Genomic DNA, 25,591 nt, shown 5'->3' with positions numbered 1-25,591 from the left:
GGCGCGAATACCGAAGAGGCTTGTCCTTCATTGCCAGTGAGCGGGCGGGATCCTTCCCAACCAATCCAAGGCAGCACTGCTCGTCCGAGCTGATCGCTCGTCGCGCCTCCATCGCGCGACGGCGCTGAAGCCGTCGGATCAGCGCCATCGTTGGTAAGCGCCCGTCGCTGGGCGCGTGGGAGAGTGCCATGACCGAACGTATCCGTGAATTCCTGCGCGACCGCCGCGCCAAGGGTCTGGACGTCGAGCCGTGCCTGGTCGTCGACCTCGAAGTGGTCCGCGACAACTTCATGCATTTCGCCAAGGCGCTGCCGGACAGCCGCGTGTTCTATGCGATCAAGGCCAACCCGGCGCCGGAAGTGCTGTCGCTGCTGGCCTCGCTGGGCTCGTGCTTCGACTGCGCCTCGGTGCAGGAAATCCAGATGGCGCTGGCCGCGGGAGCGACCCCGGACCGCATCTCGTTTGGTAACACCATCAAAAAGGAGCGCGACATCGCGCGCGCCTACGAGCTCGGCATCCGCCTGTTCTCGGTCGACTGCACCGCCGAGGTGGAGAAGGTCGCGCGTGCGGCGCCCGGCTCGAAGGTGTTCTGCCGCATCCTGTACGATTGCGCCGGCGCCGAGTGGCCGCTGTCGCGCAAGTTCGGCTGCGATCCGGAGATGGCGGTGGACGTGCTCGACAACGCCAAGCGTCTCGGCCTGGAAGCCTATGGCATCTCGTTCCATGTCGGCTCGCAGCAGCGCAAGGTGAAGGCGTGGGACCGCGCGCTGGCGATGGCCGCGACCGTGTTCCGCGACTGCGCCGAGCGCGGCATCCAGCTGTCGATGGTCAACATGGGTGGCGGCTTCCCGACCAAGTATCTGAAGGAAGTCCCGCCGGTCGTGCAGTACGGCCGCTCGATCTTCCGGGCGCTGCGCAAGCACTTCGGCAACCAGATCCCGGAGACCATCATCGAGCCGGGCCGCGGCATGGTCGGCAACGCCGGCGTGATCGAGACCGAAGTCGTTCTGATTTCGAAGAAGAGCGACGAGGACGACGTGCGCTGGGTGTATCTCGACATCGGCAAGTTCGGCGGTCTCGCCGAGACGATGGACGAGTCGATCCGCTACGCGATCCGCTCGCGCCACGACGGCGCCGAGATGACGCCCTGCGTGCTCGCCGGCCCGACCTGCGATTCGGCCGACGTGCTGTACGAGAAGATGCCGTATCCGCTGCCGGTGACGCTCGAGATTGGCGACAAGCTGCTGATCGAAGGCACCGGGGCCTATACGTCGACCTACTCGTCGGTGGCGTTCAACGGCTTCCCGCCGCTGGCGACCTACCACATCTGATGTCCGCTCCTCCGCGCTGCGGAGGTCGGATAGCAGGGTGAATCAGCGACTGGTGTCGCCCTCACCCCGGCCCTCTCCCGCAGGCGGGAGAGGGAGCAGAAGAATTGAGGCCGGCTTGCCGGCCTCTCCCTGTCACATTGCTATCTGCTGACAACACGCTGCCGGCGCGGTTCGCCGGACGGCGTGGGGATCGACGTGCCATGACGAACACCCTCGCCCACCTGACTGCCTTGAACGTCGCAGCCGTTCCGTTCGCGATCCGTGCGGAAAAGAGCTCCGACATTGCCGCGCGTGAGCGCCTGCTGGATGCGTGCTTCGGCGAAGGCCGGCATGCGCGCACCTGCCAGCGTTTGCGTGATGGACGCGCGCCCGCGGAAGGCCTCGCTTTCTCCGCGGTCCGTCAAGGCCGGCTGGTCGGCACGGTGCGGCTCTGGCACGTTGACGCAGGGGGCCGGGCCGCACTCGTGCTCGGCCCCCTCGCCGTCGATTCGTCGTGCCGTGAGTTCGGCGTCGGTGGCGCCTTGATGCGCGTCGCGCTGGCGGAAGCCGCCGCCCGCGGCCACGGCGCCGTGATCCTGCTCGGCGATGCGCCGTACTACGCGCGGTTCGGCTTCTCGGCCGAGAAGATGACTGAGCTGGCGCTGCCCGGCCCGTTCGAACGCGACCGCCTGCTCGGCCTCGAACTGCGCGAAGGCGCGCTCGATGGCGCCGCCGGCCTCATCGTCGCCACCGGCGCCGCCGCCAAGCCGGCGCGCGCCGAGCGAGTGCGTCTTCGTCGCGCCGCGTAAGGAGGGTCCGATGCGTTTTCCCCGTCCGACCCACCGCGTCTTCGCGCCGCGCGATCCGGCCAAGCGGCCGCGCGTGACCGTATTCGTGCTCGCCGTATTCGCGCTCAAAATCGCGGTCGACGCCTTGCGGCGCCGGCGCACCCGCGTCCCGGAGACCACGACAGCCTGATCCCGCCACCGCCGCTCCCGTCTCCAGCAAGGCTTGATTTGCCGGGACAGACGCGGCATTGGCTGCTCACCCAAGTTCCCCTCAACTTCAAGGTCGTCCTGATATGTCGCGTCGCCTGATTTCCACCGGATCGCCGTTCGAAAAGACTGCCGGCTACAGCCGCGCCGTGGTCGATGGTGATTTCGTCTTCGTCTCGGGGACCACCGGCTACGACTACACGACCATGAGCCTGCCCGAGGACGTGACCTCGCAGACCCGCAACTGCTTCAAGACCATCGGTGCGGCGCTGAAGGAAGCGGGCTTCGCGATGGAAGATATCGTGCGCGCAACCTACTACATCACCGACCCGAAGGATGCGGACGCGGTCTTCGCAGTGTGTGGTGAGAATCTGAGCGAGATCCGCCCGGCGGCGACGATCGTCGCGGTTGCCGGCCTCTACAAGCCGGAAATGAAGATCGAAATCGAAGTCACCGCGAAGCGCCGGAGCTGACGCGGGGCGGCCAAAATGCCGCACCGCTCACTTGGCGCAACCGACCCTTCTCGGCTTCCCCGTTGACTTTCGGACGGGGAGCCCTACGTTCCGACGATCATGATGATCTTGCCCCGCAACCGCTTGACGCTGCGCGCCGGTCGCCTTCACGCAGGAAGGTGACCCGGGCGCGCGCGTGCGCCGTCCGGGCTTAACGATCTCGTCGACGACTTCTCCCCTTTTTCAGACTGCTACTTATCCCGTGAATGCCGCTGCGCATGACGCGCTCGGCGTGACAAGGACCCGTGAAAGACATGATCCAGTCCATTCGTACCCAACGACCGCCGATTACCATCCGGAATCGCGATGCCGAACGGCTCGGCCAGCTCGCCGAAGCCGCTGCGCAGCGCTATCCGGCCACGGCCGATTTCCTCGCCGGAGAGGTCGCTCGCGCCAATGTGGCGCCTGACCACGATCCCCTGCCCGGGATCGTTTGCATGGAGTCAGCCCTCACCTTCCGGGACGATACCACCGGCAAGGAAAAGCAGGTCACGCTGGTCTATCCGACCGAAGCCGACGTCGAGGCTGGTCGTATTTCGGTATTGACCCCGATCGGGGCGGCCCTTATCGGCCTCTCCGTCGGACAATCGATCAGTTTCGAGACCCCGTCGGGCGAGCGACGCTCGCTGACGGTGCTCAGCGTGTCCGAACCGAATTGAGTAGCCGTCGCAGGTGACATCTGAAATTCACCTCGCCGTCACATTCCCGAACTGTCTTGCCCGCACATAGCGGCGTAACCCCTGCCACCCTGTCCGGAGTTCAAACCTGATGTCGTCTACCTCGAAGATCCACGCCAAGATCACCGGCCCCATTGTGATGATCGGCTTCGGCTCGATCGGCAAGGGCACGCTGCCCTTGATCGAGCGGCACTTCGAGTACGACAAGAAGCGGTTCGTGATCATCGATCCGCACGCGGACAGTGAACTCGCCGAGAAGCACGGCGTCCGCTTCATCAAGCAGGCGGTGACCAAGGACAATTACCGTGAGCTGCTGGTTCCGCTGCTGACCGAGGGCGGCGGCCAGGGCTTCTGCGTCAACCTGTCGGTCGATACCGGCTCGGTCGACCTCATGACGATGTGCCGCGAGATCGGCTCCCTTTACATCGACACCGTCGTCGAGCCGTGGCTCGGCTTCTACTTCGACAAGAACGCCGGCCCGGAGAAGCGCTCCAACTACGCGCTGCGCGAGACCCTGCTGGCCGCCAAGGCCAAGAACCCGGGCGGCACCACCGCGGTGTCGACCTGCGGCGCCAACCCCGGCATGGTGTCGTGGTTCGTCAAGCAGGCGCTGCTCGATATCGCCCGCGACACCGGCGTCGAAGTCAACGAGCCGAAGAGCCGCGAAGGCTGGGGCCAGCTGGCGCAGAAGCTCGGCGTCAAGGGCATCCACATCGCCGAGCGTGATACCCAGCGCGCCAAGACCCCGAAGCCGATGAACGTGTTCGTCAACACCTGGTCGGTCGAGGGCTTCGTGTCCGAAGGCCTGCAGCCGGCCGAACTCGGCTGGGGCACCCACGAAAAGTGGATCCCGGACAACGGCCGCAAGCACACCGAAGGCTGCCAGGCGGCGATCTACCTGCTGCAGCCGGGCGCCAACACCCGCGTCCGCACCTGGTGCCCGACGCCGGGCCCGCAGTACGGCTTCCTGGTGACTCACAACGAGTCGATCTCGATCGCTGATTACTTCACGGTCCGCGACGGCCAGAACGTGGTGTACCGGCCGACCTGCCACTACGCCTATCACCCGGCCAACGACGCGGTGCTGTCGCTGCACGAGATGTTCGGCGCCGAAGGCAAGATGCAGCCGAAGTGGCACATCCTCGACGAGAACGAGATCGTCGACGGCATCGACGAGCTCGGCGTGCTGGTCTACGGCCATGCCAAGAACGCCTACTGGTACGGCTCGCAGCTCTCGATCGAAGAAACCCGCAAGGTTTGCCCGTATCAGAACGCCACCGGCATGCAGGTGTCGTCGGCGGTGCTGGCCGGCATGGTGTGGGCGCTGGAGAATCCGGAAGCCGGCATCGTCGAGGCCGACGAGATGGACTTCCGCCGCTGCCTCGAAGTGCAGACGCCGTATCTCGGCCCGGTGAAGGGCTACTACACCGACTGGACCCCGATCACCGACCGCCCCGGCCTGTTCCCGGAAGACATCGACACCTCCGATCCGTGGCAGTTCAAGAACGTGCTGGTGCGCTGAGGCAAGACCGCCTCAGCCCCACCACAACTACACGCGCCCCTCCCCGACCGCAGCGCGCTCCCTCTCCCGCTTGCGGGAGAGGGCTGGGGTGAGGGCGACGCGGGCACGGCGCCTGCGTGAAGACGTCCTGGGCGCTGTGCCTGTGGACCCCCACCCCCGACCCCTCCCCGCAAGGGGGAGGGGAGCAGATGCGCTGCGGCATGGCAGCCGCCTGATCGATCTCAAGCTGTTACGACTCACGCGTTCTCCCCACGCACAGCGCCCTCTCCCGCAAGCGAGACCTCTGCGAAACTTGTTGATTTGGCGAGTTGGCAGCTGGAGGGGTGATGGCGTGATGCGATTTGGCTGCGAGCGGCGGTTTCGGCCGCCGTGGCCGGAGATTGGTCAGCGGATGGCGGCTGCGGTTCGCAGGTTGTAGGCGATCGAGATTAGATCGAGGTGGAATGCGTTGGCGGTGATGCCGGCGTAGCGCATGCGGGTGAAGCCGTAGCGGCCTTTGAGTTGCGAGAAGGTCCGTTCGATCGCCTGCCTCACGCGCCCGATCAGCTTGTTGCGTACGGCCTGCCATCGCGGCAGCGTCTTCTGGTGTTTGTTGCGACGATGCTGGATGCGATCCTTGATGCCACGAGCTTTGAGGGCTTGGCGGCGCGCACGCTTCTCGTAGGCCTTGTCGGCATAGACCGCCTTCTCGTCGCCGAGGACGAGATCGTCGGCGACTTGGCTCTCATACGTCTTCGCCCCGGTCAGTTTGCGGGCCCGGATCAGCCCCGATCCCTGATCGATTGCGATGTGCGCCTTGTAGCCGAAGAACAGCTGGCGCTTGGGGCCCTGCCTTGTCCAGTTGGCTTCCGGATCGTGTGACGAGCGGCTCTCGACCTCGCGCGGGGTCGATCCCGAGGCAGGCGTCCGCCCTGAACTTTGAACCAGGGTTGCGTCGATCAAAGTCCCTGTCCTCAAGACATATCCAGCCGCTTCGAGCTGCCGGAGAACTTCCTGAAACAGGGCGTCTCCCAGGCCGGCCTGCTGCAAGGCATTGCGAAACCGGCAAAGCGTCGTCTCGTCGGGTGTCTGCGCATCCAGCGCGAACCCGCAGAAGCGCCGGAACGAAACTCGGTCGAGCAGGGCCTCTTCGAGACCGGGGTCGGACAGTCCGTACCACTGCTGCAGCAACAAGGCTTTGAACATTGTCAGCGGCTCGTAGGGCGGCCGACCGGTCTCGCCCGGCCGCACCTTCCGGATCAGGACGGCAAGACGGCCCCAATCGAGCAGGCCCGAAATGCGCTCCAGCCGCTCGTTGCGCCCAAAGCCCGCCGGCAGCAAAGCCTCAATGAAACTGTCCTGCGCCATCCCGTTCACCTCCGACTAAGCGCAAGTGAATCACATCTGGATAGAACAGTCAGGTTTTGCAGAGGTCTCGCTTGCGGGAGAGGGCGCTGTGCGTGGGTGTGCTTCGCCGATTACAACTGACCACCAAAAGAGACCGAGCCCGCAAATGCGAGCCCGGTGAGGTGATCGTCGGCTGTTTCTTGGTGGCGGCGATTAGCCGCCCTTTGGTTGAATCGGGTCGCCGAGTTTCTCCGGCGGCGCTGGCGGCAAGGCTGGCTTGGCGCCGGACTGCACCGCGTCGGCGTCCGGCCGGGCCGGTTGCGGCGGAATATCGTGCGGGCGGGCGCCGCTGTCTTGGGCGGGCTCCGGCGCGCTCGGCTTGCTCTCGGCGCCTGGCGTGGACTGCGGCGGCTGCGGCGTCGCCTGGGCGAATTGCAGCCGCCCAGTGCTGGTATCAACCTGGGTCAGCGACAGGCCGGATAGCGCCACGCCCGCCGCGATCAGCACACCGGCCAGCAGCAGATCCCGCTTGAGGCCGCGCTCCTTGTCGTTGTTGTTCGCCGTCATGACCCTCATCCCTTGCTCGCCGAACCAACGGACGCGCGCGGGCATCGTTCCGGGTTCCGGTGTCGCACCGGGTTCCCGAACGGTCAGAATTAGCGACAAGGTGAATCAATCTTTAGTGCTGGTTTCCCAGGTGGCGAATTCGACGCCGGCTTCCCTGCCGAGTTCGTCGACCACCGCATCGAGTTCGCTCGGCTCCACCGCGGTCGATACCAGCGTGGCAACGATCTCGACCTTGTCCTCGGCATGCTCAAGCGCTTCGACCTCGACTTCCGCCACCGGATAGTCGGCCTTTTCCAGCCGCTCCTCGAGGTGCTCGCGCAGCCGCCCGGCAGCCGCGCTGCCGGCGGTGAGACGCACCGCATAGGTCGCCTCCGAAGTGCGTTCGTCGAACGGGATGCGGTTGATCGCATTGACCAGCGGCCGCAGCAGCGTGTTGCCGGCGATCACGAACACCGTCAGCGCCACCGCCTGGGCCACCAGATCGCCGCCGGCGCAGCAACCGACAGCCGCCGAGCTCCACAGCGTCGCCGCGGTGTTGAGGCCGCGGACGTTCATGCCCTCTTTCATGATCACGCCGGCGCCGAGGAAGCCGATGCCGGAGACCACATAGGCGATCACCCGGACCGCGCCGTCGGCACCGGCCAGATGCATCGCCAGATCGACGAAGGCTGCGGCGCCGACTGCCACCAGCACGTTGGTGCGCAGCCCTGCGGTGCGGGTCCGGTACTGCCGCTCGGCGCCGATCAGCATGCCGAGCACAAAGGCAACGGCAAGGCTGACCAGCGTGTCGAAGAAGTCCGCTGTCTGGAAGGTCGTGAGAAACCGCATCGGGAGCCGCCTGCTTTCGGAGACGGTTCCCTCTTACAGCGGAAGGATGCCGCCCGCACCATCCTCGTCGCAAAATGCCAGCAGCGTGCCTTTGGCGTTCCAGGCGAGCGCGGCGATCGGCGGCGTGTCATTGCGGCGGGCGAGAATCTCGGCGCCGTCATTCATCCGCACCAGCAGCACAGTGCCGTCGCTGTAGCCGGCCGCGAGAATGTCGTTCTTCGGATGACACGCGACCGCGCTGACGCGGGCCTGCAGCGGCGCCAGCATCGCCGGCTGCTTGCCCATCGGACCGTCCTTGCTGGCGAACGGCCAGATGATCACAGTATCGGCGCCCGATGTGGCGAGGCCCTTGCCGCCGACCGTCCAGGACATCGATCGCACCCGGCCGGGATAGCCGGTCATCCGCATGTGCTTGGCATCCGCCAGCCGCCAACCGTGCAGCGCCGGCTCGTGCATCGCGGTGACCAGGAAGCGGTTATCGGGACTGAAGATCACGCCGAGATGCGAACCGGCCCATTCTAGGAATTCGGCGTTGCCGGCCATGTTCGGAAACCACAGCGTCACGCCGTTGTAGTGCGCGATCGCGAGCCGCAGCCCCTTCGGCGCGAAGGCGAGGCCGCCGACGGTCGATGGCACCTCGAAGAACTTGTCTTCGCCCTTCGGCGCGCGAACGTAAGCGATCTTGCCGGCCGACCACGCCACCGCGCCGTCCGGATGCAGCGCGACGTTGTCGATCCAGCGCCGCTTGGCATCGGTCGCGAAGGTCTCGGCCTTGCCCGAACCATCCAACAGCGTCACCTTGCCGTCGTCGCCGCCGGTAACGATGCGCTTGCCGTCACATGCCGCGCTGAGAATGCCGCCGCCGTGCAGCGGAACGGTCGAGGTCGTGCCGTCGGCAGCGACCAGCGTCGCGTTTTCCTCGGTGCCGATGAACACCGCGGTATCGCCGAGAAAGTGGACCGCACTGGCACCGCCTTCGATCGCAACCGGCTTGACCCGGTCGGTGACCGACGCGATCGACCCGGCCTCGCCGGGCGCCTCGAAGCCGCTCATGACGCGATGCACTTGGCGAAGCCGTCGCGGATCGCCTGTTCGGGCAGATCGCGACCGATGAACACCACGCGGCTCTCGCGCGGCTCGCCCTCTTTCCAGGCGCGCTGGTGATCGCCTTCCAGCATCATATGCACGCCCTGGAACACGTAGCGGTCGTCGTCGCCGGTGAAGGCAAGGATGCCCTTAGAGCGCAGGATCTTGCCGCCTTCGGTCTGCACCAATTGCTGCAGCCATGGCATGAACTTGGCGGGATCAAGCGGCTTGTCGCTCTTCAGCGACAGCGATTGCATGTCCTCGTCATGATAATGCTTCAGCCCGTGACCGTGATGGTGATCGTGGCCATGGTGATGATGGCCGTGGTCGTGATCATGGTGGTGATCGTGATCGTCGGCCTCAAGGAAGGCCGGCTCGATCTCCAGAATCCGGTCGAGATCGAACGCGCCGCGCTCCAGCACGTCGGCGAGCGCGACCTGACAGCGCTCGGTGCGATGCAGCTTGGCGTACGGGTTGATCGCGCGAATGCGCGCCTCGACTTCCGCGAGTTCGGCCGGACTCACCAGGTCGGTCTTGTTCAGCACGATGACGTCGGCGAAGGCGATCTGGTTCTTGGCCTCGGGCGCATCCTTCAGCCGTTCGCTCAGCCATTTGGCGTCGGCGACGGTCACCACCGCATCGAGCCGCGCGGCGTTCTGCACGTCTTCGTCGACGAAGAAGGTCTGGGCCACCGGGGCCGGGTCGGCGAGGCCGGTGGTCTCGACGATGATCGCGTCGAACTTGCCCTTGCGCTTCATCAGGCCGGCGAGGATGCGCACCAGGTCGCCGCGCACCGTGCAGCAGACGCAGCCGTTATTCATCTCGAACACTTCTTCGTCGGCACCGATGATGAGGTCGTTATCGATGCCGATCTCGCCGAATTCGTTGACGATCACCGCGTATTTCTTGCCGTGGTTTTCCGACAGGATGCGGTTCAGCAGCGTGGTCTTGCCGGCGCCGAGATAGCCGGTGAGCACGGTGACGGGAATCTTCGAAGCGGCCGTAGAGGTCATCAGGCAGTTACTCCAGCGCGGAGCCCCGGCCCGAAACACACGGCGTGCGCGTCTCCAAGGCTGAGGCCGAAAATCATGGCGGGACCGCCGGATTCCGGGCGACCGCCGCGGCGGTCCAGGCTCGGGTCAGCGGGACCGGCGCTGCGTCATCCGCTCAGCGCGCCAGTCAGCGTTCTTATATTGTGCCGGACCATATCAATGTAAGTGGGGGCGTCGCCGTTTTCGGGCGTCAGGCTGTCGGAATACAGCGTGCCGCCGATCTTGGCGCCGGTCTCGGCGCTGATCCGCTGCATCAGCCGTGGGTCGGTGACGTTCTCCAGGAACACCGCCGGCACCTTGTCCTTGCGGATCTGGGTGATGATCTTGGCGACGTCGCGGGCACTGGCTTCGGATTCGGTGGAGACGCCCTGCGGCGCGATGAACACGATCCGGTAGGCGGCAGCGAAATAGCCGAAGGCGTCATGGGTCGAGATCACCTTGCGCTTGCTCTCGGGGATCTTCGCCGCAGCCTCGCGGACGTCGCGGTCGAGCGCATCGAGCTTGGCCAGATACGCCGCGGCGTTGGCGCGGTACGTGGCCTCGCCGGCCGGATCGGCGGCGATCAGCGCGTCGCGGATATTGCCCACATAGGTCTTGGCATTGGCGACCGACTGCCAGGCATGCGGATCGGCGTGGCCGTCGCCGTGATCGTGTGCGTGCCCACCGCCGGCGTGGGCGTCATCCTCGTCGGCATCGCGCGGCGTGATGCCCTTGGTGGCGGTGACGACGGTCGCCTTGCTGCCGGACGATTGCACCAGCCGCGGCAGCCAGCCTTCCAGGCCGAGACCGTTGACCACCAGCAGCCTGGCGTCGGCGACTTTCTTGGCGTCGGTCGGCGACGGCGTATAGACGTGAACGTCGCCGCCAGGGCCGACCAGCGTGGCGATATCGACGCGGTCGCCACCGACATTGCGAACGAAATCACCGAGAATCGAGAAGCTCGCGACCACCCGGACGCGCTCCTGCGCGTGTGCCGGCAGCATCGCGGCAAGGCCGGCGGCGAGGATCAGGACGACACGGAACATCGGCGTTACGCCTCCAGATGCGGTGCGGGAAACAGCTTACGAATCACGCCGCCGAAGCGGCCGAACAGCACCGAGCCGAGATACAGCACGGCGGCGACCAGGATGATCGCCGGGCCCGACGGCAGGCCGGCCTGATACGACAGCACCAGCCCGACATAGCCGGACAGCATGGCGCTGGAGACCGCCACCATCATCATGCCGGTGATGTCGCGCGCCCAGAATTTGGCAATGCCGGCGGGCAGAATCATCAGGCCGACCGCGAGCAGCGTGCCGAGCGCGTGGAAGCCGTTGACCAGACTGATCACCACCAGCGCCAGGAAGGCGAGATGCGCGGGCGCGCCGGCGCGGCTGACCGTCCGTAAGAATAAAGGGTCGACGCATTCGATCACCAGCGGCCGCCAGATCACCGCAAGCGCCACCAGCGTCAGCGTCGCATTGAAGGCGATCACCAGCAGGGTGCGATCGTCCATCGCCAGGATGTTGCCGAACAGCACGTGCAGCAGATCGATATTGGTGCCTTTCATCGACACGATGGTGACGCCGAGCGCGAGCGACACCAAGTAGAACGCCGCCAGCGAGGCGTCCTCTTTCAATTCGGTGACGCGCGACACTACGCCGGCGAGAATCGCCACCGCGAAGCCGGCGATCAGGCCGCCGAACGTCATCGCGAACAGGTTGAGGCCCGACAGCAGAAAGCCGATCGCCGCGCCCGGCAAAATCGCGTGCGCCATCGCGTCGCCGACGAGACTCATCCGCCGCAGCATCAGGAAGACGCCGATCGGCGCGCCGCCGAGCGACAGCGCCACGATACCGGCGAGCGCCCGTCGCATGAATTCGAACTCGGTGAACGGCGCGATCAGCGCCTGGTACAGCATCATGATGTCAGGCCGCCTGGGAAGCTGCGGTGCAGGCCGGCGCGCCGTCGTCGAACGCTTCGCACATCCGCCGCGCTTCGGCCTGGTTGTCGGCGGTCAGCACCTCGGCGGTCGGGCCCCACGCTACCGCCGTGCGCGCCAGCAGAAGAGTCTCGGGGAAGCTGGCGTGGACCAGGTCCATGTCGTGCAGCGCCGCCACCACGGTGCGGCCTTCGCCGTGCCAATGCTGCACCAGATGGACGAGGTCAGCGGTGGTGCGGGCGTCGACGGCGTTGAACGGCTCGTCGAGCACAATCACGGCCGCGTCCTGCAGCAGCACCCGGGCGAACAGCATGCGCTGCATCTGGCCGCCCGACAGCGTTCCGATATTGCGGTTTTCGAAGCCGGACAGGCCGACGGCCGCCAGAGCTTGGGAGATTCGCTGCCGCGCAGACCGGTCAATGCGGCCGAACGCTCCGGTCGAGCGCCACAATCCGGTGCCGACGAAATCGAACACCGAAATTGGAAAGGAGCGGTCGATCTCGGCGCTCTGGGGAAGATAGGCGATGTCGTGAACGTCCAGGCCGTCCCGATCGATCGATCCCGCCAGCGGCTTCAGGATACCCACGATGCCGCGAAACAGCGTCGACTTGCCGGCGCCATTCGGCCCGACCACTGCCAGCAGCGAGCCGGCGTCGATTCGTCCCGATAGGTGATGCACCGCCGGGTGACGGTCGTAGCCGAGGGTGACGTCGTTGAAGGTCAATTGCGCCCGCATGGTCACCTCATTGCCACCAGCACAAGCGTCCAAAGACCGGCACTGACGGCCAGCGCCGCCGCGATTCGGGCCCCAAGCCCCATCCGCAGGATCGACCAAGGCGCCGGCTGCGGAGGGTGCGGCGATTCAGCACCGTGGACATGCAGATGCACATGGCCGGACGACGTGCCCAGATGGGATGGCGAAGGAGGTGATTGTGGCACGCGCGACAGTCCGCTTCATCGAGATCTGTTACATTATAACATTATCGGATGGCCGGCCCGCAAGTGTCCCCAACTGCACAAACCGCCCAGATTCAATATGTTAAATGGTTCGTTGCAAGCGCCGAAGAATTGGGCAGCTTCGTGCTCCTGACTCGCCATCAGGCAGGCTCCCAGCGGTTTCGAATTAAGGCGGAATTTGGATCTCTTTAAGGTTCCATTAGGTATAAAAAATTGTGCGTCGTCATGAGGTTAGTTCCAAAGGGAGTGTGGCCTCCCGGTGACAGCATTTTACGCAAAATCCCGCTAAGCCATGATGCAGATGGCGCCGACTAGCGGTGCGTCTGACAAAGTCTGGAGACAACACATGAAGAAGATTCTGCTCGGCACCGTGGCCCTGGTCGCCCTCGGCGCGGCCCCGGCCCTCGCCGCGGACCTCGCCGCCCGCCCGTACACCAAGGCTCCCGCCTACGCCCCGGCTCCGGTTTACAACTGGACCGGCTTCTACATCGGTGGTCACATCGGTGGCGCCTTCTCGGGCGACAACAGCATCGGCACCGGCGTTACCGCCAGCGACAACGGCAAGTTCCTCGGCGGTGTGCAGGCCGGTTACGACTGGCAGTTCGCTCCGAACTGGGTGCTCGGTGTTGAAGGCCAGTACTCCTGGCTGAGCGGCACCAACCAGTCGGTGTCGTGGGGCGCGCCGGGTGCGGTGTTCACCTACTCGGATAACCAGCGTGGTCTGGCGTCGGTCACCGGCCGCCTCGGCTACACCTGGGGTGCCGCGCTGCTCTACGCCAAGGGCGGTTGGGCTTATGCCGACTACAGCAGCAGCCTGACCTTCAACGGCGCGGGCGTCTCGATCAGCAGCAAGTCTGACGGTTACACCGTCGGTGGCGGTCTCGAATACCTGTTCGCTCCGAACTGGTCGGGCAAGATCGAGTACCAGTACTACGACTTCGGCAACGTCGACCTCGGCAACGGCTTCTCGGCCAAGAACGACGAGCACGTGGTCAAGGCCGGCCTGAACTACCGCTTCAACTGGGGCGGTCCGGTCGTCGCCAAGTACTAAGACCTGATCACTTCCTTTGCGGGAAGTTGGAAGGGCCGGCCTCGCGCCGGCCCTTTTTCATTTTCGAAACCATGTCAGAACCGGGTGCACCGATCGCTCAAATAGCGATCGTTCCTCGTAGAACGACGTGAAGAATATTAACCCCCTAAACTGATACTCCCGGCCGGCGTCGCCAAGACGACGCGTCAGTGCAAAGTCCAGGTTGGGGGAAACATGTCTGGGAAATTCGCGATATTCCGGCGTCCGCGGCTGAAGTTTCCGCAACTCGGAATTCGTGGCAGCCTATTTGCTGCGTTCACCGTGATCGCCGGCATGGCGATCCTGATCAGCGCGTGGGCCGGGATCAGCCTGCATCAGCTTGGGCGTACGATCGCCGAGCTGAGCGGCCGCGACATTCCCAAACTTGCCGCCAGCCTCCAGCTCGCTACCGAAAGTGAAAGCCTCGCCAGCCAAGCCCCTATTCTCCTCGACTCGCTTTCCGCCGAACAACTCCGTGAGCGCTCAGCCCGGATGAAGGCGGCCCAGCAGGTCGCGATCCAGAAGCTCGCCGACATCACGGCTTACGGCGGCGACAAGGCGGTCGTTTCGGCGCTGAGCGAGACCCTGAAGAACATCGACGACACCATCCGCAGCCTCGGCGCAGCCGCTAAGGAGCGACTCGATCTGACCACGCAACACGCCAAGCTCTATGAAGAGCTGCGCCGCTCGCACGACGCGTTCATCGCTGTCGCCAACCCTGCGATGCTCGATGCGCAGACTCAGATGAATGCCGTGCTCGGTTCGGCCAATCTGTCGCAGGACGACGCCACTGCGACGGGACGCCAGATCGAACAGCTCGGCAACGTTATCGCCCAGAGCAATCTGATCGCCTCCAACCTGATGGCGGCTCTTTCGGCTTCCAGCGCCGATGATCTGGAGCCGGTCGAAGCCAGCTTTAAGGAAGCCCGTCAGGTGGTGAACACCAATCTGGAAGGTCTCCCGCAAAATCAGACAACCGCCGACATCAAGGCCGCGGCTCAAAAGCTGATGGCGCTCGGCGATGGCAAGACCGGCGCGTTCAAGTTGCGTCAGCTCGAACTCGATGCCCGCGACTATCGCGATCTGCTGCTCGACGAGACCCGCAAGCTCAACGTTGGCCTCGGCATCAGCGTCAAGCAGCTCGTCGACAACGTCCGCAACGAGACGACCGTCGGCACCTCGGACGCGCAGGCGCAGATCACGCTGGCCACGCGGGTGATGATCGCACTCGGCGCGGCGACCCTGATCGGCTCGGCACTGTTCGTCTGGCTGTATGTCGGACGCAGCATCCTGCGCCGAATCGGCGGCTTGCAGAAGTCGATGCAGAGCCTGTCGGCAGGTGACCTCAGCACTGCCATCGAGCGCGGCAGCCGCCGCGACGAGATCGCCGTGATGGCCGAATCGCTGGAAGTGTTCCGCGACAACATGATCCGGGCGCGGACGCTGAGCGAAGAGCAGGACAAGGATCGCGCCGCCAAGGCCGAACGTACCCAGCGGATCGAGGCGCGGATCGCCGAATTCGAGGCGACCGTGCGGAGCGCGATGGAAAAGCTGCAATCCTCAGCCGACCAGATGCAGGAAACCGCGCACACGATGGCGACCACCTCCGAGCAGTCGAGCGCGCTGGTCACCACCGTCGCGTCGGCCGCAGAGGAAACCTCGGTCAACGTCCAGACCGTGGCAACCGGCACCGAGCAGCTCGCCTCGTCGATCGCCGAGATCAGCCGTCAGGTCACCACCTCGGCCGAGATCGCGACCCGCGCCGTGCGCGAGGCGGGCGAGACCGACACCACGATGCAGGGGCTCGCCGATAATGCCGAGCGGATCAGCGCGGTGATCGACCTGATCCAGAGCATCGCCTCGCAGACCAACCTGCTGGCGCTCAACGCCACGATCGAGGCGGCGCGTGCCGGTGACGCCGGCCGCGGCTTCGCGGTGGTGGCCGCCGAGGTCAAGGATCTCGCCAGCCAGACCGCCAAGGCGACCGAGGAGATCCGGGCGCAGATCGCCGCCATGCAGGGCGTGACCAGCTCGGCCGTTGGCGCAATCCGCAACATCGGCCAGACCATTACTTCGATCAACGAGGTGACTACCGCCATTACGGCGGCGGTCGAAGAACAGGGCGCGGCGACCCGCGAAATCGCCCGCAACATCCAACATGCCGCCGGCGGCACCAGCGAAGTCTCCAGCAACATCGTCGGCGTCAGCGCCGCCGCCTCTCAGGCCGGCTCTGCTGCCGCCGAGGTCTTGAATGCCTCCGGCTCGCTGCGCCAGGAAGCGGCGCTGCTGCGCGAGGAGATCGACGCGTTCCTGACCAATATCCGCGCGGCCTGATTGGGACACGATATGAAAGGAAGGGCCGGCGGCTAGCCCCGCCGGCCTTTTTTGCGTCCAGATGCTGGAATTTGAGGCCTGTCAGGACTGCAACCGGCCCTGACGGTTTTTCGGCTGGCGCCGCCGCTCCGCGCCCGGTAAGCCGGATCAGGGAGCATGCGCCGAATGCATAAGAAGACCGACGCGACCGAGACGCCGCACGACGACTTGCACTACGTGCAGGACAGCCACCCCGGCCCCGACCAGACGGTCGAGATCGCGCCGGGCGTGCTGTGGCTGCGGCTGACGCTGCCGTTCAGGCTCAACCACGTGAACATCTATCTGCTCGCCGATGGCGATGGCTGGGCGATGGTCGACACCGGCTTCGGCAACGATGCGACCATCGCGGCCTGGGAGACGCTGTTCGACGGTGCGCTGGCGGGCTTTCGCATCAGCCGGGTGATCGTCACCCATGCCCATCCGGACCATGTCGGCATGGCGGGCTGGATCGTGCAGCGGTTCGGCTGCCCGTTCTACATGTCGCAGATCGAGTATCTTCAAGGCGTGTATCATCAGAACCGTCGCACCGAAGAACGGCTGGTCAACAACCGCGCGTTCTTCCGCCGCCACGGCATCGACGAAGCCGTGATCGACCAGCTCGTCGGGCGCGGCCAGGACTATCTGAAGAAGACCGTGCCGCTGCCGGCAGCGTACCGTCGGCTCGCCAAAGGCAAGGACATCACGATCGGGCAACGGTCGTTCCGGATCATCACCGGTGCCGGCCACTCGCCCGATCAGGTGATGCTGTATTGCGAGGCCGATCAGCTGTTCCTTTCCGCCGATCAAGTGCTGAGCAAGATCTCGCCGAATGTCAGCGTGTGGGCACACGAGCCCGACGAAGACGCGCTCGGCTCGTATCTTTCGTCGCTTGCCGAGCTCGACACACTCTTACCGGACGACGTGCTGGTACTGCCGGGCCATGGCCTGCCGTTCCACGGCGTCAAGATCCGCATCAAGCAGCTCGCCGATCATCACGAGGAGCGCTGCGGGATGATCGCGGATGCCTGCCGCGCCATCCCGATGAGTTCGTCCGAGCTGGTCCCGGTGGTATTTCACAAACACGTGTTGGATGCGCATCAAACCGGCTTTGCGGTCGGCGAGCTGATCGCGCACGTCAACTACATGCTGACGCAGAACCGTTTGCAGCTAGCGCCGACGACAGACGGCGTTTTGCGGTTCACCAGCGCTTAACGTTTACGGCGCTGTCCGCGTGATCCCTGACAAGGCCGCATTCGAGCCAAGGCATTGATCTTCATCAAGCCTTGCCCTGCGGAACCGATGATATGGATCGCGTCGGGCGCAGCTCGGTCGCCGAATTGCGCCTCGACTTCGGTGATGGAAGAGTTCTAATAGTTTCGCCGGTTCTGCGGCGTTCCGTCGTTCGATCCCGCCTCCCCAACAGGTCATCGCGATGCAGTACAATCAATTCTTTCAAGACGCTCTCACCCGACTTCACGACGAGCGTCGTTACCGGGTGTTCGCAGATCTCGAGCGAATTGCCGGCAGGTTCCCGCACGCTACGTGGCACTCGAACTCCGGAGCTCGCGATGTCGTGATCTGGTGCTCGAACGATTATCTCGGCATGGGCCAGCACCCGAAGGTGGTCGGCGCGATGGTCGAGACCGCAACCCGGATCGGCACCGGCGCCGGCGGCACCCGCAACATCGCCGGTACGCATCATCCGCTGGTGCAGCTGGAGCAGGAGATCGCCTCGCTGCACGGCAAGGAAGCGGCGCTGCTGTTCACCTCGGGCTACGTCTCCAACCAGACCGGCCTGTCGACCCTCGGCAAGCTGATCCCGAACTGCCTGATCCTGTCGGACGCGCTCAATCACAATTCGATGATCGAAGGCATCCGTCAGTCGGGCTGCGAGCGCGTGGTCTGGCGCCACAACGATACCGCTCATCTCGAAGAACTGCTGATCGCCGCCGGTCCCGACCGTCCGAAGCTGATCGCGTTCGAGAGCCTGTACTCGATGGATGGTGACACCGCTCCGCTGGCGAAGATCTGCGATCTCGCCGAGAAGTACAACGCGATGACCTACTGCGACGAAGTGCACGCGGTTGGCATGTACGGTGCGCACGGTGCCGGCGTCGCCGAGCGTGACGGCGTGATGGCCCGCATCGACATCATCGAAGCGACCCTCGCCAAGGCGTTCGGCTGCCTCGGCGGCTACATCACCGGCAAGTCCGAAGTGATCGACGCCGTACGTTCCTACGCGCCGGGCTTCATCTTCACCACCGCGCTGCCGCCACCGATCTGCGCCGCTGCGACCGCCGCGATCAAGCATCTGCGCAGCTCGACCTGGGAGCGTGAACGCCATCAGGATCGCGCCGCACGTGTTAAGGCAGTGCTGAACAACGCCGGCATTCCGGTGATGCCGACCGACACCCACATCGTGCCGGTGTTCGTCGGCGACGCCGAGAAGTGCAAGAAGGCGTCGGATCTGCTGCTCGAGCAGCACAACATCTACATCCAGCCGATCAACTACCCGACCGTCGCCCGCGGCCTCGAACGGCTCCGCATCACGCCGTCGCCGTATCACGACGACAAGCTGATCGACGCGCTGGCCGAAGCCCTGGTGCAGGTGTGGAACGAGCTCGGCCTGCCGCTCGGCGCCAAGGCGATCGCTGCGGAGTGATCCGTATCGCTCGCACGCCGCGGTAACGATCTTCAGCGGGGGCGCCCGCGGCCGGGAAAATCCCTGTCGCAGGCGCCCCTTCTGTTTTGGTAGACTTGCAATTGCGTCCCGCAGGCCTGCATCCGGCGGCCTGCGCGGGAAGTGATTGATCAATCGCCTGCCGCCTGACGCGAGGGAGCACGACCGCGATGCTGCACGACTGGGGCGTGATCGCAGCCGCCCTCGCCTACATCGGGTTTCTGTTCGTCGTCGCGAGCTGGGGCGACCGGCTCTCGCAAGGCCAGCGCGAGCGCGCCGGCGGGCTGATCTATCCGCTGTCGCTGGCGATCTACTGCACGTCCTGGACCTTCTTCGGCTCGGTCGGTTTCGCCAGCCGCTCCAGCTTCGACTTCCTGGCGATCTATGTCGGTCCGGTCCTGGTGGTGCTGGTCGCTGCACCGCTGCTGCGCCGCGTCATCCGACTGGCCAAGTCGCAGAACATCACCTCGATCGCCGACTTCATTGCCGCCCGCTACGGCAAGAGCCAGAAGGTCGCCGCCACCGTGGCGATCATCGCGATCATCGGCTCGGTCCCCTACATCGCGCTGCAACTGAAAGCGGTGTCGTCGTCGCTGCAAACCATCCTCGGCGACGACCACAACATCGCCGACATCCCGATCGTCGGCGACATCGCGTTGATCGTCGCGATGGCGATGGCCTTGTTCACGGTGCTGTTCGGCACCCGGCAGGCCAGCGCCACCGAGCATCAGCACGGCCTGATGCTGGCGGTCGCCACCGAGTCGATCGTCAAGCTGGTGGCGTTCCTGGCGGCCGGCATCTTCGTTACCTTCTGGATGTTCAGCCCATCGGCGCTGATCGAACGGGCGACGCAGATGCCCGAAGCGGTCCGCGCGCTGGATTCGACGTCGCCGGCCAACTTCCTGACCATGACGGCGCTGTCGTTCTGCGCCTTCATGATGCTGCCGCGGCAATTCCACGTCAGCGTGGTGGAGAATTCGAACGAGGCCGAAGTCGGCCGCGCCCGCTGGCTGTTTCCGCTGTACCTGATTGCGATCAATCTGTTCGTGATTCCGATCGCGCTCGCCGGCCTCGTCAAATTCCCGTTCGGCAAGGTCGACAGCGACATGTACGTGCTGGCGCTGCCGATCGACGCCGACGCCCCGATGCTGAGCGTCGCGGTGTTCATCGGTGGGCTATCGGCCGCGACCGCGATGGTGATCGTCGAATGCGTCGCGCTGGCCGTGATGGTGTCAAACGATCTGGTGATGCCGCTGGTGCTGAAACGGCACGGCGCCCCCCGCCCCGACGAACAGCGTAATTTCGGCAGTTTCCTGCTGACGGTGCGGCGGGTCGCGATCTTCGCGATCCTGATCCTCGCCTATCTGTACTACCGGGCACTCGGCAACACCCAGCTCGCCGCCATCGGCCTGTTGTCGTTTGCCGCGATCGCTCAGTTCGCGCCGTCGTTCTTCGGCGGCCTGGTCTGGCGCCGCGCCACTGCGCGCGGCGCGATCGGCGGCCTGCTCGTCGGATTCGCCGTGTGGGCCTACACGCTGTTCATCCCGAGCTTCATGGAGAACAGCACCACCGGCCTGCTGCTGTTGCAGCACGGCCCGTGGGGCATCGAGGCGCTGCGGCCGCAGGCGCTATTCGGCTCCGATCTGCCGCCCCTTCTCCACGGCGTGCTGTGGAGCCTGTCGCTCAATCTCGTCGCCTACATCCTGCTGTCGCTGCTGCGGCAGCCGTCCTCGATCGAACGGCTGCAGGCCGAAGTCTTCGTCCCGGACACGCTAACGCCGATGACTCCGGCGTTCCGGCGCTGGCGCACCACCGTGACGGTGCAGGACATTGTCGGCGCCGTGTCGCAATATCTCGGACCGGATCGGGCGCGGGACTCGTTCCGCAGCTTCGCCGCCGGCCGCCGCATCACGCTCGATCCCGCCGCCCCCGCGGATTTCGAGCTGTTGAAGCACGCCGAGCATTTGATCGCCTCGTCGATCGGCGCGGCCTCGTCCCGGCTGGTGCTGTCACTGCTGCTGCGCAAGCGCACGGTGTCGGCCGAAGCTGCCCTGAAGCTGCTCGACGATTCTCATGCCGCGCTGCATTTCAACCGCGAGATCCTGCAGACCGCGCTGAACCACGTCCGCCAGGGCATCGCGGTGTTCAATCCCGAGCTGCAACTGATCTGTTCGAACAGGCAGTTCGGCGAGATCCTGGGATTGCCGCCGCACATCATCCAGATCGGCATTCCGCTGATCGAGATCCTGGAATTCCTCGCCAGTAACAGCACCGCACCGATCGACGCCGAAGCGCACACCCAGATGCGGATGGCGGCCTACACCACCGAGGGCGAACCGTTCATCGAGCGCTTCCCGGACCGCCATCTGGTGGTCGAGGTCCGCGCCAACCGGATGCCCGACGGCGGCCTGGTGATCACCTTCTCCGATGTGACTCCGAGCTTCGAAGCCGCCGAAGCGCTGGAGCGCGCCAACGCCACGCTGGAACGCCGGGTGCGTGAACGCACCGAGGAATTGACCCGGCTGAATTCGCAGCTCGCTCTCGCCAAGAGCACGGCCGAAGAAGCCAACATCTCCAAGACCCGCTTCCTCGCCGCCGCCAGCCACGACATCCTGCAACCGCTCAATGCCGCCCGGCTGTACGCCACCAGTCTGGTCGAGCGCCAGAATGGCGGCGAAGACTCTCGCCTCGTCGAGAACATCGACGAGTCGCTGCAGGCAATCGAAGAGATCATCGGCGCGCTGCTCGACATTTCGCGGCTCGACGCCGGCGCGATGACGCCGTCGCTGACCAACTTCGTGGTCGGCGACCTGATGCGCTCGCTGGAGATCGAGTTCTCGCCGACCGCCCGAGCCAAGGGGTTGGAGCTGACCTTCGTGCCGTGTTCGCTGCCCGTGCAGTCGGACCGGCTGATGCTGCGCCGGCTGATGCAGAACCTGATCTCGAACGCGATCAAATACACCCCGCAGGGCCGCGTCCTGGTCGGCTGCCGCCGTCAGGGGCAGTCGCTCCGGATCGGCATCTACGACACCGGCGTCGGCGTGCCGATCCTGAAGCGGGGCGAGATCTTCAAGGAATTTCACCGGCTCGAACAGGGCGCGCGGATCGCGCGGGGACTCGGGCTCGGGCTGTCGATCGTCGAGCGGCTGGCCCGCGTGCTCAACCACGGCATTGCGCTCGATTCCAACCGCGGCGGCGGCTCCTGTTTCTCGGTGACGGTGCCGATCGCCGAAGCGGTCAATCACACTGCGGCAGTGACCAGCGCCACGCCGCTGTCGCGCGCCTCGATGAGCGGCATCCTGGTGGTCTGCATCGAGAACGATCCGGCGATCCTGGACGGCATGAAGACCCTGCTGACCACCTGGGACGCCAAGGTGATCGCGGTCGCCGATCCGGAAGCCGCGGTCCGCGCCATCGAGGGCAGCGAGCAGCGCGTCACCGGCCTTCTGGTCGACTACCACCTCGACCGCGGCAACGGCATCGCGGCGATTCGCGAAATCCGCGCCCGCTTCGGCCAGAGCATCCCGGCGATCCTGATCACCGCCGACCGCAGCCCCGGCGTCCGCGCCTCGGCGCGGCAGGAGGAAATCGCGGTGCTGAACAAACCAGTGAAAGCCGCCTCGCTGCGGGCGCTGCTGAGCCAGTGGCACGCCCAGCAGTCGGTCGTTGCTGCGGAATAGGGTGCGCCACATTGCGCGCTCTCTTCCATTGAGGAAGCCCGGGCTCACATTCCGTGACAGAGTTGCATCAAAGTCGCGTTCATGGTATGTTCTATATAAGGGCCTTGCTAGGCGCTTATTGCAGAAGGCAAGAGCTATACCCTAAGCTGAGCTAGAGGTATCATTTTGCTTAACGCGCTGGAAGACAGGCCCCTTAAATTACTTTCTGAGGCTGCAGCGGAAAAGTACGTAGCAGCGACCAGCCTGCAACACCGTAAATCCCACGGTCAGTTTTTCACACCTTCAAGCGTAGCCAGCTTGATGGCGGATTGGGTCACGGCCGACCAAGTCCAGAATCTCCTCGACCCCGCTTTCGGCATTGGCGTATTGGCGGAAGCCTGCATAGAAAAAAACCGCAGAGCGCACATAACGGCGTTCGAAAAGGACGTAGGGATAATTGGTTTTGCACCGAAGAAATTGGCTAGCAAGGTGCATCTAAAAGAAGGAGACTTTCTCCGGGAAGACATTCCTCAGATGTTTGATGGGTTCGTCATGAACCCACCTTATATCCGACACCGGGAAATCGTGGGCTACGATCGGGAGCGACTTAGCATCTCTTCTCGGAGTGGATGCGCAATCCCAAGATCAGCAAACCTATATATCTATTTTTCCTTGAAGGCCATCTGCAGCTTGAGGGCAGGTGGCAGAGGCGCCATTCTGATTCCTTCTGAGTGGATGAGCGCCAACTTTTCCGCAGAGTTCAAACGCTTCATTCTTTCGAAGAACCTGCTTCGACACTTGATAGTTTTTTCTCACTGCTCAGCGGTCTTTGACGACGCCTTGACCACCGCCTCCGTGCTGCTGATCGAGCACCCCCGTGACTGAAGAAATTACAGCTTGGTTTTTACATGCGATCGACGCAGCGGATGCTCCCAAGAGCCTAAGGGAGCTGTCTGAGCGTTTTTCCGCTCGTTCGATCTCAAAATCGAAGCTCTTGCATTCGGCAAAATGGGAACCACTGCTACGAGGAGAAGACACCTCTCTTCCCAAAGGATGGGTCAACCTAGGTGAACTAGCGTGCACACGTCGCGGAATTGCAACCGGCGCCAATGATTACTTTTTGCTCAGCAGGCAAGCAGCAGATGAATTTGGACTTCCTGAGAAGCACCTAGTTCGCTGCATTGGACGCGCGAACGACGTGAGCTCCCTTATCTTCACTCAAGCCGACTTCGATAATGCCGACCTGTCCGGAGCGAAATGCTGGCTCTGGGATGTCAAGTCTCGCCCTGACGCAAAAGAGAAGCTATACATCTCCTATGGAGAAGAGCGCGGCGTGCATAAACGCTACCTTCCGGCCCATAGAACCCCCTGGTACTCGATGGAGCAAAGAGAGGTGGCTCCAGTTTGGGGATCAGTATTTGGAAGAGGGGATCTTGAGTTTGTATTCAACTCCGCCCGAGTTAGAAGCCTAACAAACTTCCACTGCATCTACCCGAACGATCGCCGAGAACTAAATTGCCGCGCTCTCACAGCGGTCCTCAACTCCAATTCCGTACGGTCGCGCTCGAAGCTGCACACACGCGGATTCGGCGGTGGACTAGCCAAATTTGAACCGAGAGATCTACTAACAATTCCCGTCCCCGACTTGAGGCAGGTGGACGACGCTTTTTTGGGTCGACTATCCGATCAGCTTTCCAAGCTCGACGAAGCAACCAGAACAAATCGTGATGACGGCTCACAATTAGCCCTCGACGAACTAGTAGAGAGAGCAGCCGAACAAGCCTCTAAGCACAGAGACAAACTACTTTAGCCGACTCCTTTGCCCGACTACCTAAGCAAACTCACCAGTTGACCATCATTGATCTGGATTTCGCCGCCCTGGGGCTTAGCGAAAATGTCATGACGCCCATTCTTAGTTATATTGTGAACTAACGTAAATGTTGGCTGCTCGACAACCTGGCCAATTTGCATGCCGTTGCTCAATGGAACCATGATCGTGGTTTTTGAAGATCGCTTATGCTTTTCGACGCGCAATTTCGCTCCACTAGCAATGAGTTCCATTATCTGAAGAAACCCTATCCCCCAGACCTCATCAAAGAAGACCTGAACGTATGCCTGAGGCTTTTTGTTTAATACAATCCAAAGATATACTTTAATGAGGTCCTCGACTTTAACGGTGAAATTGGGCTCGAGGCTCGTAGGTTTCTTCCCATCCTTCAGTCGCCGCTCTTGGTATGCGATATACTGCCGCGCGTTGAGCCGGCTTGAGCGCACCTCCAATGCCCCTACCGATTGCCTGACAAACGGTTTTGCTTGCTCGCTCGAAAGAGCTGTGAGTTCGGGGACGTCCGATCCTATCGCGAAAAGGAGCAGATCTGCCCGCTTACCATTCTTGTACGTATCCTCTACGCCGGACACATACTCTTCCTTGAAACCTTCATCTTCTGCAAAGAGCTTACTATTGAAACCATAATGAACAGCCTTTAGAGACATTGAACTTGAGTTTATTGCGTCGGCAACCGCATCCTCTGCCCAGTCTCCTAGCGCTTGCTCGGCCTGAAACTTCGAATCCGACTGGGATGGAACGAATATTCGTCCTGGCTCACTCGGCCGCCCGTCAAAACAAAGAAATTTGTCATCCACACCGATTCTGCGAAGAACCGTCACACAGGCCAGGGCGGCATTCTTAAGTCTTGCAACATAGGTCACGGCTTGCTCACCAAGTCGCTAACGCGACACTTTAAAGCACGCGCAAGCTTCTCAAGCGATGCAACGGTTAGATTACGCTCGCCACGCTCGATTGCACCGATGTAGGTACGGTGCAGCCCTGATCGATCGGCGAGCTCTTCTTGCGAGACACCAAGTTGCTTCCGGCGATTCCGGACGTTCTTCTGAATGAGATTTAGAGTCGATTCGGCCACATCGAGGATGATTTCGCAGCCAAGCCGAATGGGACCACAGACTATAAGTAGCATTTCTCGTCGAACATTCGCTTTGCGACCCAAATTCGTTGCGAATGAAGACCGCGGCGGACCTATCACTCTCAACGGCATCTCGCGGTTTGCCTGTCAAAGGAAT

The 25,591-nt window shown here is 63.6% G+C and carries 23 protein-coding genes; 13 read left to right on the top strand and 10 right to left on the bottom strand.

The window, feature by feature from the left end:
* Nucleotides 1–188 precede the first annotated feature (188 nt).
* From LRC39_RS04605 to LRC39_RS04580, 6 genes are all read left to right on the top strand, one after another.
* Nucleotides 189–1,331, top strand: coding sequence for a type III PLP-dependent enzyme (locus tag LRC39_RS04605; protein ID WP_107354312.1), 1,143 nt, complete (start codon nucleotides 189–191; stop codon nucleotides 1,329–1,331).
* A 200-nt stretch (nucleotides 1,332–1,531) separates the two neighbouring features.
* Nucleotides 1,532–2,119, top strand: coding sequence for a GNAT family N-acetyltransferase (locus LRC39_RS04600; RefSeq protein WP_346296485.1), 588 nt, complete (start codon nucleotides 1,532–1,534; stop codon nucleotides 2,117–2,119).
* 10 nt (nucleotides 2,120–2,129) lie between these two features.
* Entirely contained in the window at nucleotides 2,130–2,288 is a 159-nt protein-coding gene (locus LRC39_RS04595; protein ID WP_346296484.1) for a hypothetical protein, read from the top strand.
* Between the two features lie 103 nt (nucleotides 2,289–2,391).
* Nucleotides 2,392–2,778: a RidA family protein gene (locus LRC39_RS04590; protein WP_107343031.1), complete on the top strand. Its 387-nt coding sequence runs from the start codon at nucleotides 2,392–2,394 to the stop codon at nucleotides 2,776–2,778.
* 293 nt (nucleotides 2,779–3,071) lie between these two features.
* On the top strand, nucleotides 3,072–3,476 hold the full coding sequence (rnk, locus tag LRC39_RS04585; protein ID WP_107354310.1) for a nucleoside diphosphate kinase regulator: 405 nt from the start codon (nucleotides 3,072–3,074) through the stop codon (nucleotides 3,474–3,476).
* 109 nt (nucleotides 3,477–3,585) lie between these two features.
* Entirely contained in the window at nucleotides 3,586–5,016 is a 1,431-nt protein-coding gene (locus tag LRC39_RS04580; protein WP_107343030.1) for a homospermidine synthase, read from the top strand.
* A gap of 384 nt (nucleotides 5,017–5,400) precedes the next feature.
* Here LRC39_RS04580 and LRC39_RS04575 read toward each other — a convergent pair whose 3' ends face one another.
* The 8 genes from LRC39_RS04575 to aztA form a co-directional block, all read right to left on the bottom strand.
* Nucleotides 5,401–6,363 carry an IS5 family transposase gene (locus LRC39_RS04575; RefSeq protein ID WP_264074900.1) on the bottom strand — a complete coding sequence of 321 codons (963 nt, stop codon included), beginning with the start codon at nucleotides 6,361–6,363 and terminating at the stop codon, nucleotides 5,401–5,403.
* A gap of 192 nt (nucleotides 6,364–6,555) precedes the next feature.
* Nucleotides 6,556–6,954, bottom strand: a complete 399-nt coding sequence (locus LRC39_RS04570; RefSeq protein ID WP_107343029.1) for a hypothetical protein — start codon at nucleotides 6,952–6,954, stop codon at nucleotides 6,556–6,558.
* A 60-nt stretch (nucleotides 6,955–7,014) separates the two neighbouring features.
* Entirely contained in the window at nucleotides 7,015–7,737 is a 723-nt protein-coding gene (locus LRC39_RS04565) for an MgtC/SapB family protein (protein ID WP_346296483.1), read from the bottom strand.
* A gap of 33 nt (nucleotides 7,738–7,770) precedes the next feature.
* The gene (locus LRC39_RS04560; RefSeq protein WP_346296482.1) at nucleotides 7,771–8,790 is read right to left on the bottom strand and encodes a WD40 repeat domain-containing protein; all 1,020 of its coding nucleotides are present in this window, start codon (nucleotides 8,788–8,790) and stop codon (nucleotides 7,771–7,773) included.
* Nucleotides 8,787–9,836, bottom strand: coding sequence for a CobW family GTP-binding protein (locus LRC39_RS04555; protein WP_346296481.1), 1,050 nt, complete (start codon nucleotides 9,834–9,836; stop codon nucleotides 8,787–8,789). The genes LRC39_RS04560 and LRC39_RS04555 overlap by 4 nt, the downstream gene beginning before the upstream one ends.
* Before the next feature lie 146 nt (nucleotides 9,837–9,982).
* Complete coding sequence (locus LRC39_RS04550) at nucleotides 9,983–10,900, bottom strand: metal ABC transporter substrate-binding protein (RefSeq protein ID WP_346296480.1); 918 nt, start codon at nucleotides 10,898–10,900, stop codon at nucleotides 9,983–9,985.
* A 5-nt stretch (nucleotides 10,901–10,905) separates the two neighbouring features.
* Nucleotides 10,906–11,775 (bottom strand): metal ABC transporter permease, encoded by an 870-nt coding sequence (locus LRC39_RS04545; protein ID WP_346297472.1) that lies wholly within the window; start codon nucleotides 11,773–11,775, stop codon nucleotides 10,906–10,908.
* Nucleotides 11,776–11,782: 7 nt separating this feature from the next.
* Complete coding sequence (gene aztA, locus LRC39_RS04540) at nucleotides 11,783–12,532, bottom strand: zinc ABC transporter ATP-binding protein AztA (RefSeq protein ID WP_264054328.1); 750 nt, start codon at nucleotides 12,530–12,532, stop codon at nucleotides 11,783–11,785.
* A 567-nt stretch (nucleotides 12,533–13,099) separates the two neighbouring features.
* On the opposite strand from aztA, the gene LRC39_RS04530 reads away from it, so the two are divergent.
* From LRC39_RS04530 to LRC39_RS04500, 7 genes are all read left to right on the top strand, one after another.
* Nucleotides 13,100–13,804 (top strand): outer membrane protein, encoded by a 705-nt coding sequence (locus LRC39_RS04530; RefSeq protein WP_107354302.1) that lies wholly within the window; start codon nucleotides 13,100–13,102, stop codon nucleotides 13,802–13,804.
* Between the two features lie 213 nt (nucleotides 13,805–14,017).
* A complete protein-coding gene (locus LRC39_RS04525) occupies nucleotides 14,018–16,156 on the top strand; it encodes a methyl-accepting chemotaxis protein (RefSeq protein WP_346296479.1) in 2,139 nt (712 codons plus the stop codon).
* Between the two features lie 165 nt (nucleotides 16,157–16,321).
* Nucleotides 16,322–17,386, top strand: a complete 1,065-nt coding sequence (locus LRC39_RS04520; protein ID WP_346296478.1) for an MBL fold metallo-hydrolase — start codon at nucleotides 16,322–16,324, stop codon at nucleotides 17,384–17,386.
* A 220-nt stretch (nucleotides 17,387–17,606) separates the two neighbouring features.
* A complete protein-coding gene (gene hemA, locus LRC39_RS04515) occupies nucleotides 17,607–18,836 on the top strand; it encodes a 5-aminolevulinate synthase (protein WP_264054325.1) in 1,230 nt (409 codons plus the stop codon).
* 188 nt (nucleotides 18,837–19,024) lie between these two features.
* Complete coding sequence (locus LRC39_RS04510; RefSeq protein ID WP_107354298.1) at nucleotides 19,025–22,534, top strand: hybrid sensor histidine kinase/response regulator; 3,510 nt, start codon at nucleotides 19,025–19,027, stop codon at nucleotides 22,532–22,534.
* A 165-nt stretch (nucleotides 22,535–22,699) separates the two neighbouring features.
* Nucleotides 22,700–23,398 carry an N-6 DNA methylase gene (locus LRC39_RS04505; RefSeq protein ID WP_346296477.1) on the top strand — a complete coding sequence of 233 codons (699 nt, stop codon included), beginning with the start codon at nucleotides 22,700–22,702 and terminating at the stop codon, nucleotides 23,396–23,398.
* The gene (locus LRC39_RS04500; protein WP_346296476.1) at nucleotides 23,391–24,323 is read left to right on the top strand and encodes a hypothetical protein; all 933 of its coding nucleotides are present in this window, start codon (nucleotides 23,391–23,393) and stop codon (nucleotides 24,321–24,323) included. The genes LRC39_RS04505 and LRC39_RS04500 overlap by 8 nt, the downstream gene beginning before the upstream one ends.
* Before the next feature lie 17 nt (nucleotides 24,324–24,340).
* Here the strand turns inward: LRC39_RS04500 and LRC39_RS04495 are convergent, their stop codons facing one another.
* Together LRC39_RS04495 and LRC39_RS04490 are read right to left on the bottom strand one after the other, a co-directional pair.
* Nucleotides 24,341–25,222 carry an AccI family restriction endonuclease gene (locus LRC39_RS04495; protein ID WP_346296475.1) on the bottom strand — a complete coding sequence of 294 codons (882 nt, stop codon included), beginning with the start codon at nucleotides 25,220–25,222 and terminating at the stop codon, nucleotides 24,341–24,343.
* A complete protein-coding gene (locus tag LRC39_RS04490) occupies nucleotides 25,219–25,488 on the bottom strand; it encodes a helix-turn-helix domain-containing protein (RefSeq protein WP_346296474.1) in 270 nt (89 codons plus the stop codon). Before LRC39_RS04490 ends, LRC39_RS04495 begins: the two co-directional genes overlap by 4 nt.
* Nucleotides 25,489–25,591 lie beyond the last annotated feature (103 nt).

This window comes from Rhodopseudomonas sp. P1 (assembly GCF_039642825.1).
Taxonomy (GTDB): Bacteria; Pseudomonadota; Alphaproteobacteria; order Rhizobiales; family Xanthobacteraceae; genus Rhodopseudomonas; species Rhodopseudomonas palustris_H.
Note: the sequence above shows the minus strand (reverse complement) of the source record. Positions and strands in the feature narration are given on the sequence as shown.

Coding starts and splice junctions, on each gene's coding strand:
- LRC39_RS04605 (WP_107354312.1), top strand. CDS start 189: ATGACCGAACGTATCCGTGAATTCCTGCGCGACCGCCGCGCCAAGGGT.
- LRC39_RS04600 (WP_346296485.1), top strand. CDS start 1,532: ATGACGAACACCCTCGCCCACCTGACTGCCTTGAACGTCGCAGCCGTT.
- LRC39_RS04595 (WP_346296484.1), top strand. CDS start 2,130: ATGCGTTTTCCCCGTCCGACCCACCGCGTCTTCGCGCCGCGCGATCCG.
- LRC39_RS04590 (WP_107343031.1), top strand. CDS start 2,392: ATGTCGCGTCGCCTGATTTCCACCGGATCGCCGTTCGAAAAGACTGCC.
- rnk (WP_107354310.1), top strand. CDS start 3,072: ATGATCCAGTCCATTCGTACCCAACGACCGCCGATTACCATCCGGAAT.
- LRC39_RS04580 (WP_107343030.1), top strand. CDS start 3,586: ATGTCGTCTACCTCGAAGATCCACGCCAAGATCACCGGCCCCATTGTG.
- LRC39_RS04575 (WP_264074900.1), bottom strand. CDS start 6,363: ATGGCGCAGGACAGTTTCATTGAGGCTTTGCTGCCGGCGGGCTTTGGG.
- LRC39_RS04570 (WP_107343029.1), bottom strand. CDS start 6,954: ATGCCCGCGCGCGTCCGTTGGTTCGGCGAGCAAGGGATGAGGGTCATG.
- LRC39_RS04565 (WP_346296483.1), bottom strand. CDS start 7,737: ATGCGGTTTCTCACGACCTTCCAGACAGCGGACTTCTTCGACACGCTG.
- LRC39_RS04560 (WP_346296482.1), bottom strand. CDS start 8,790: ATGAGCGGCTTCGAGGCGCCCGGCGAGGCCGGGTCGATCGCGTCGGTC.
- LRC39_RS04555 (WP_346296481.1), bottom strand. CDS start 9,836: ATGACCTCTACGGCCGCTTCGAAGATTCCCGTCACCGTGCTCACCGGC.
- LRC39_RS04550 (WP_346296480.1), bottom strand. CDS start 10,900: ATGTTCCGTGTCGTCCTGATCCTCGCCGCCGGCCTTGCCGCGATGCTG.
- LRC39_RS04545 (WP_346297472.1), bottom strand. CDS start 11,775: ATGCTGTACCAGGCGCTGATCGCGCCGTTCACCGAGTTCGAATTCATG.
- aztA (WP_264054328.1), bottom strand. CDS start 12,532: ATGCGGGCGCAATTGACCTTCAACGACGTCACCCTCGGCTACGACCGT.
- LRC39_RS04530 (WP_107354302.1), top strand. CDS start 13,100: ATGAAGAAGATTCTGCTCGGCACCGTGGCCCTGGTCGCCCTCGGCGCG.
- LRC39_RS04525 (WP_346296479.1), top strand. CDS start 14,018: ATGTCTGGGAAATTCGCGATATTCCGGCGTCCGCGGCTGAAGTTTCCG.
- LRC39_RS04520 (WP_346296478.1), top strand. CDS start 16,322: ATGCATAAGAAGACCGACGCGACCGAGACGCCGCACGACGACTTGCAC.
- hemA (WP_264054325.1), top strand. CDS start 17,607: ATGCAGTACAATCAATTCTTTCAAGACGCTCTCACCCGACTTCACGAC.
- LRC39_RS04510 (WP_107354298.1), top strand. CDS start 19,025: ATGCTGCACGACTGGGGCGTGATCGCAGCCGCCCTCGCCTACATCGGG.
- LRC39_RS04490 (WP_346296474.1), bottom strand. CDS start 25,488: ATGCTACTTATAGTCTGTGGTCCCATTCGGCTTGGCTGCGAAATCATC.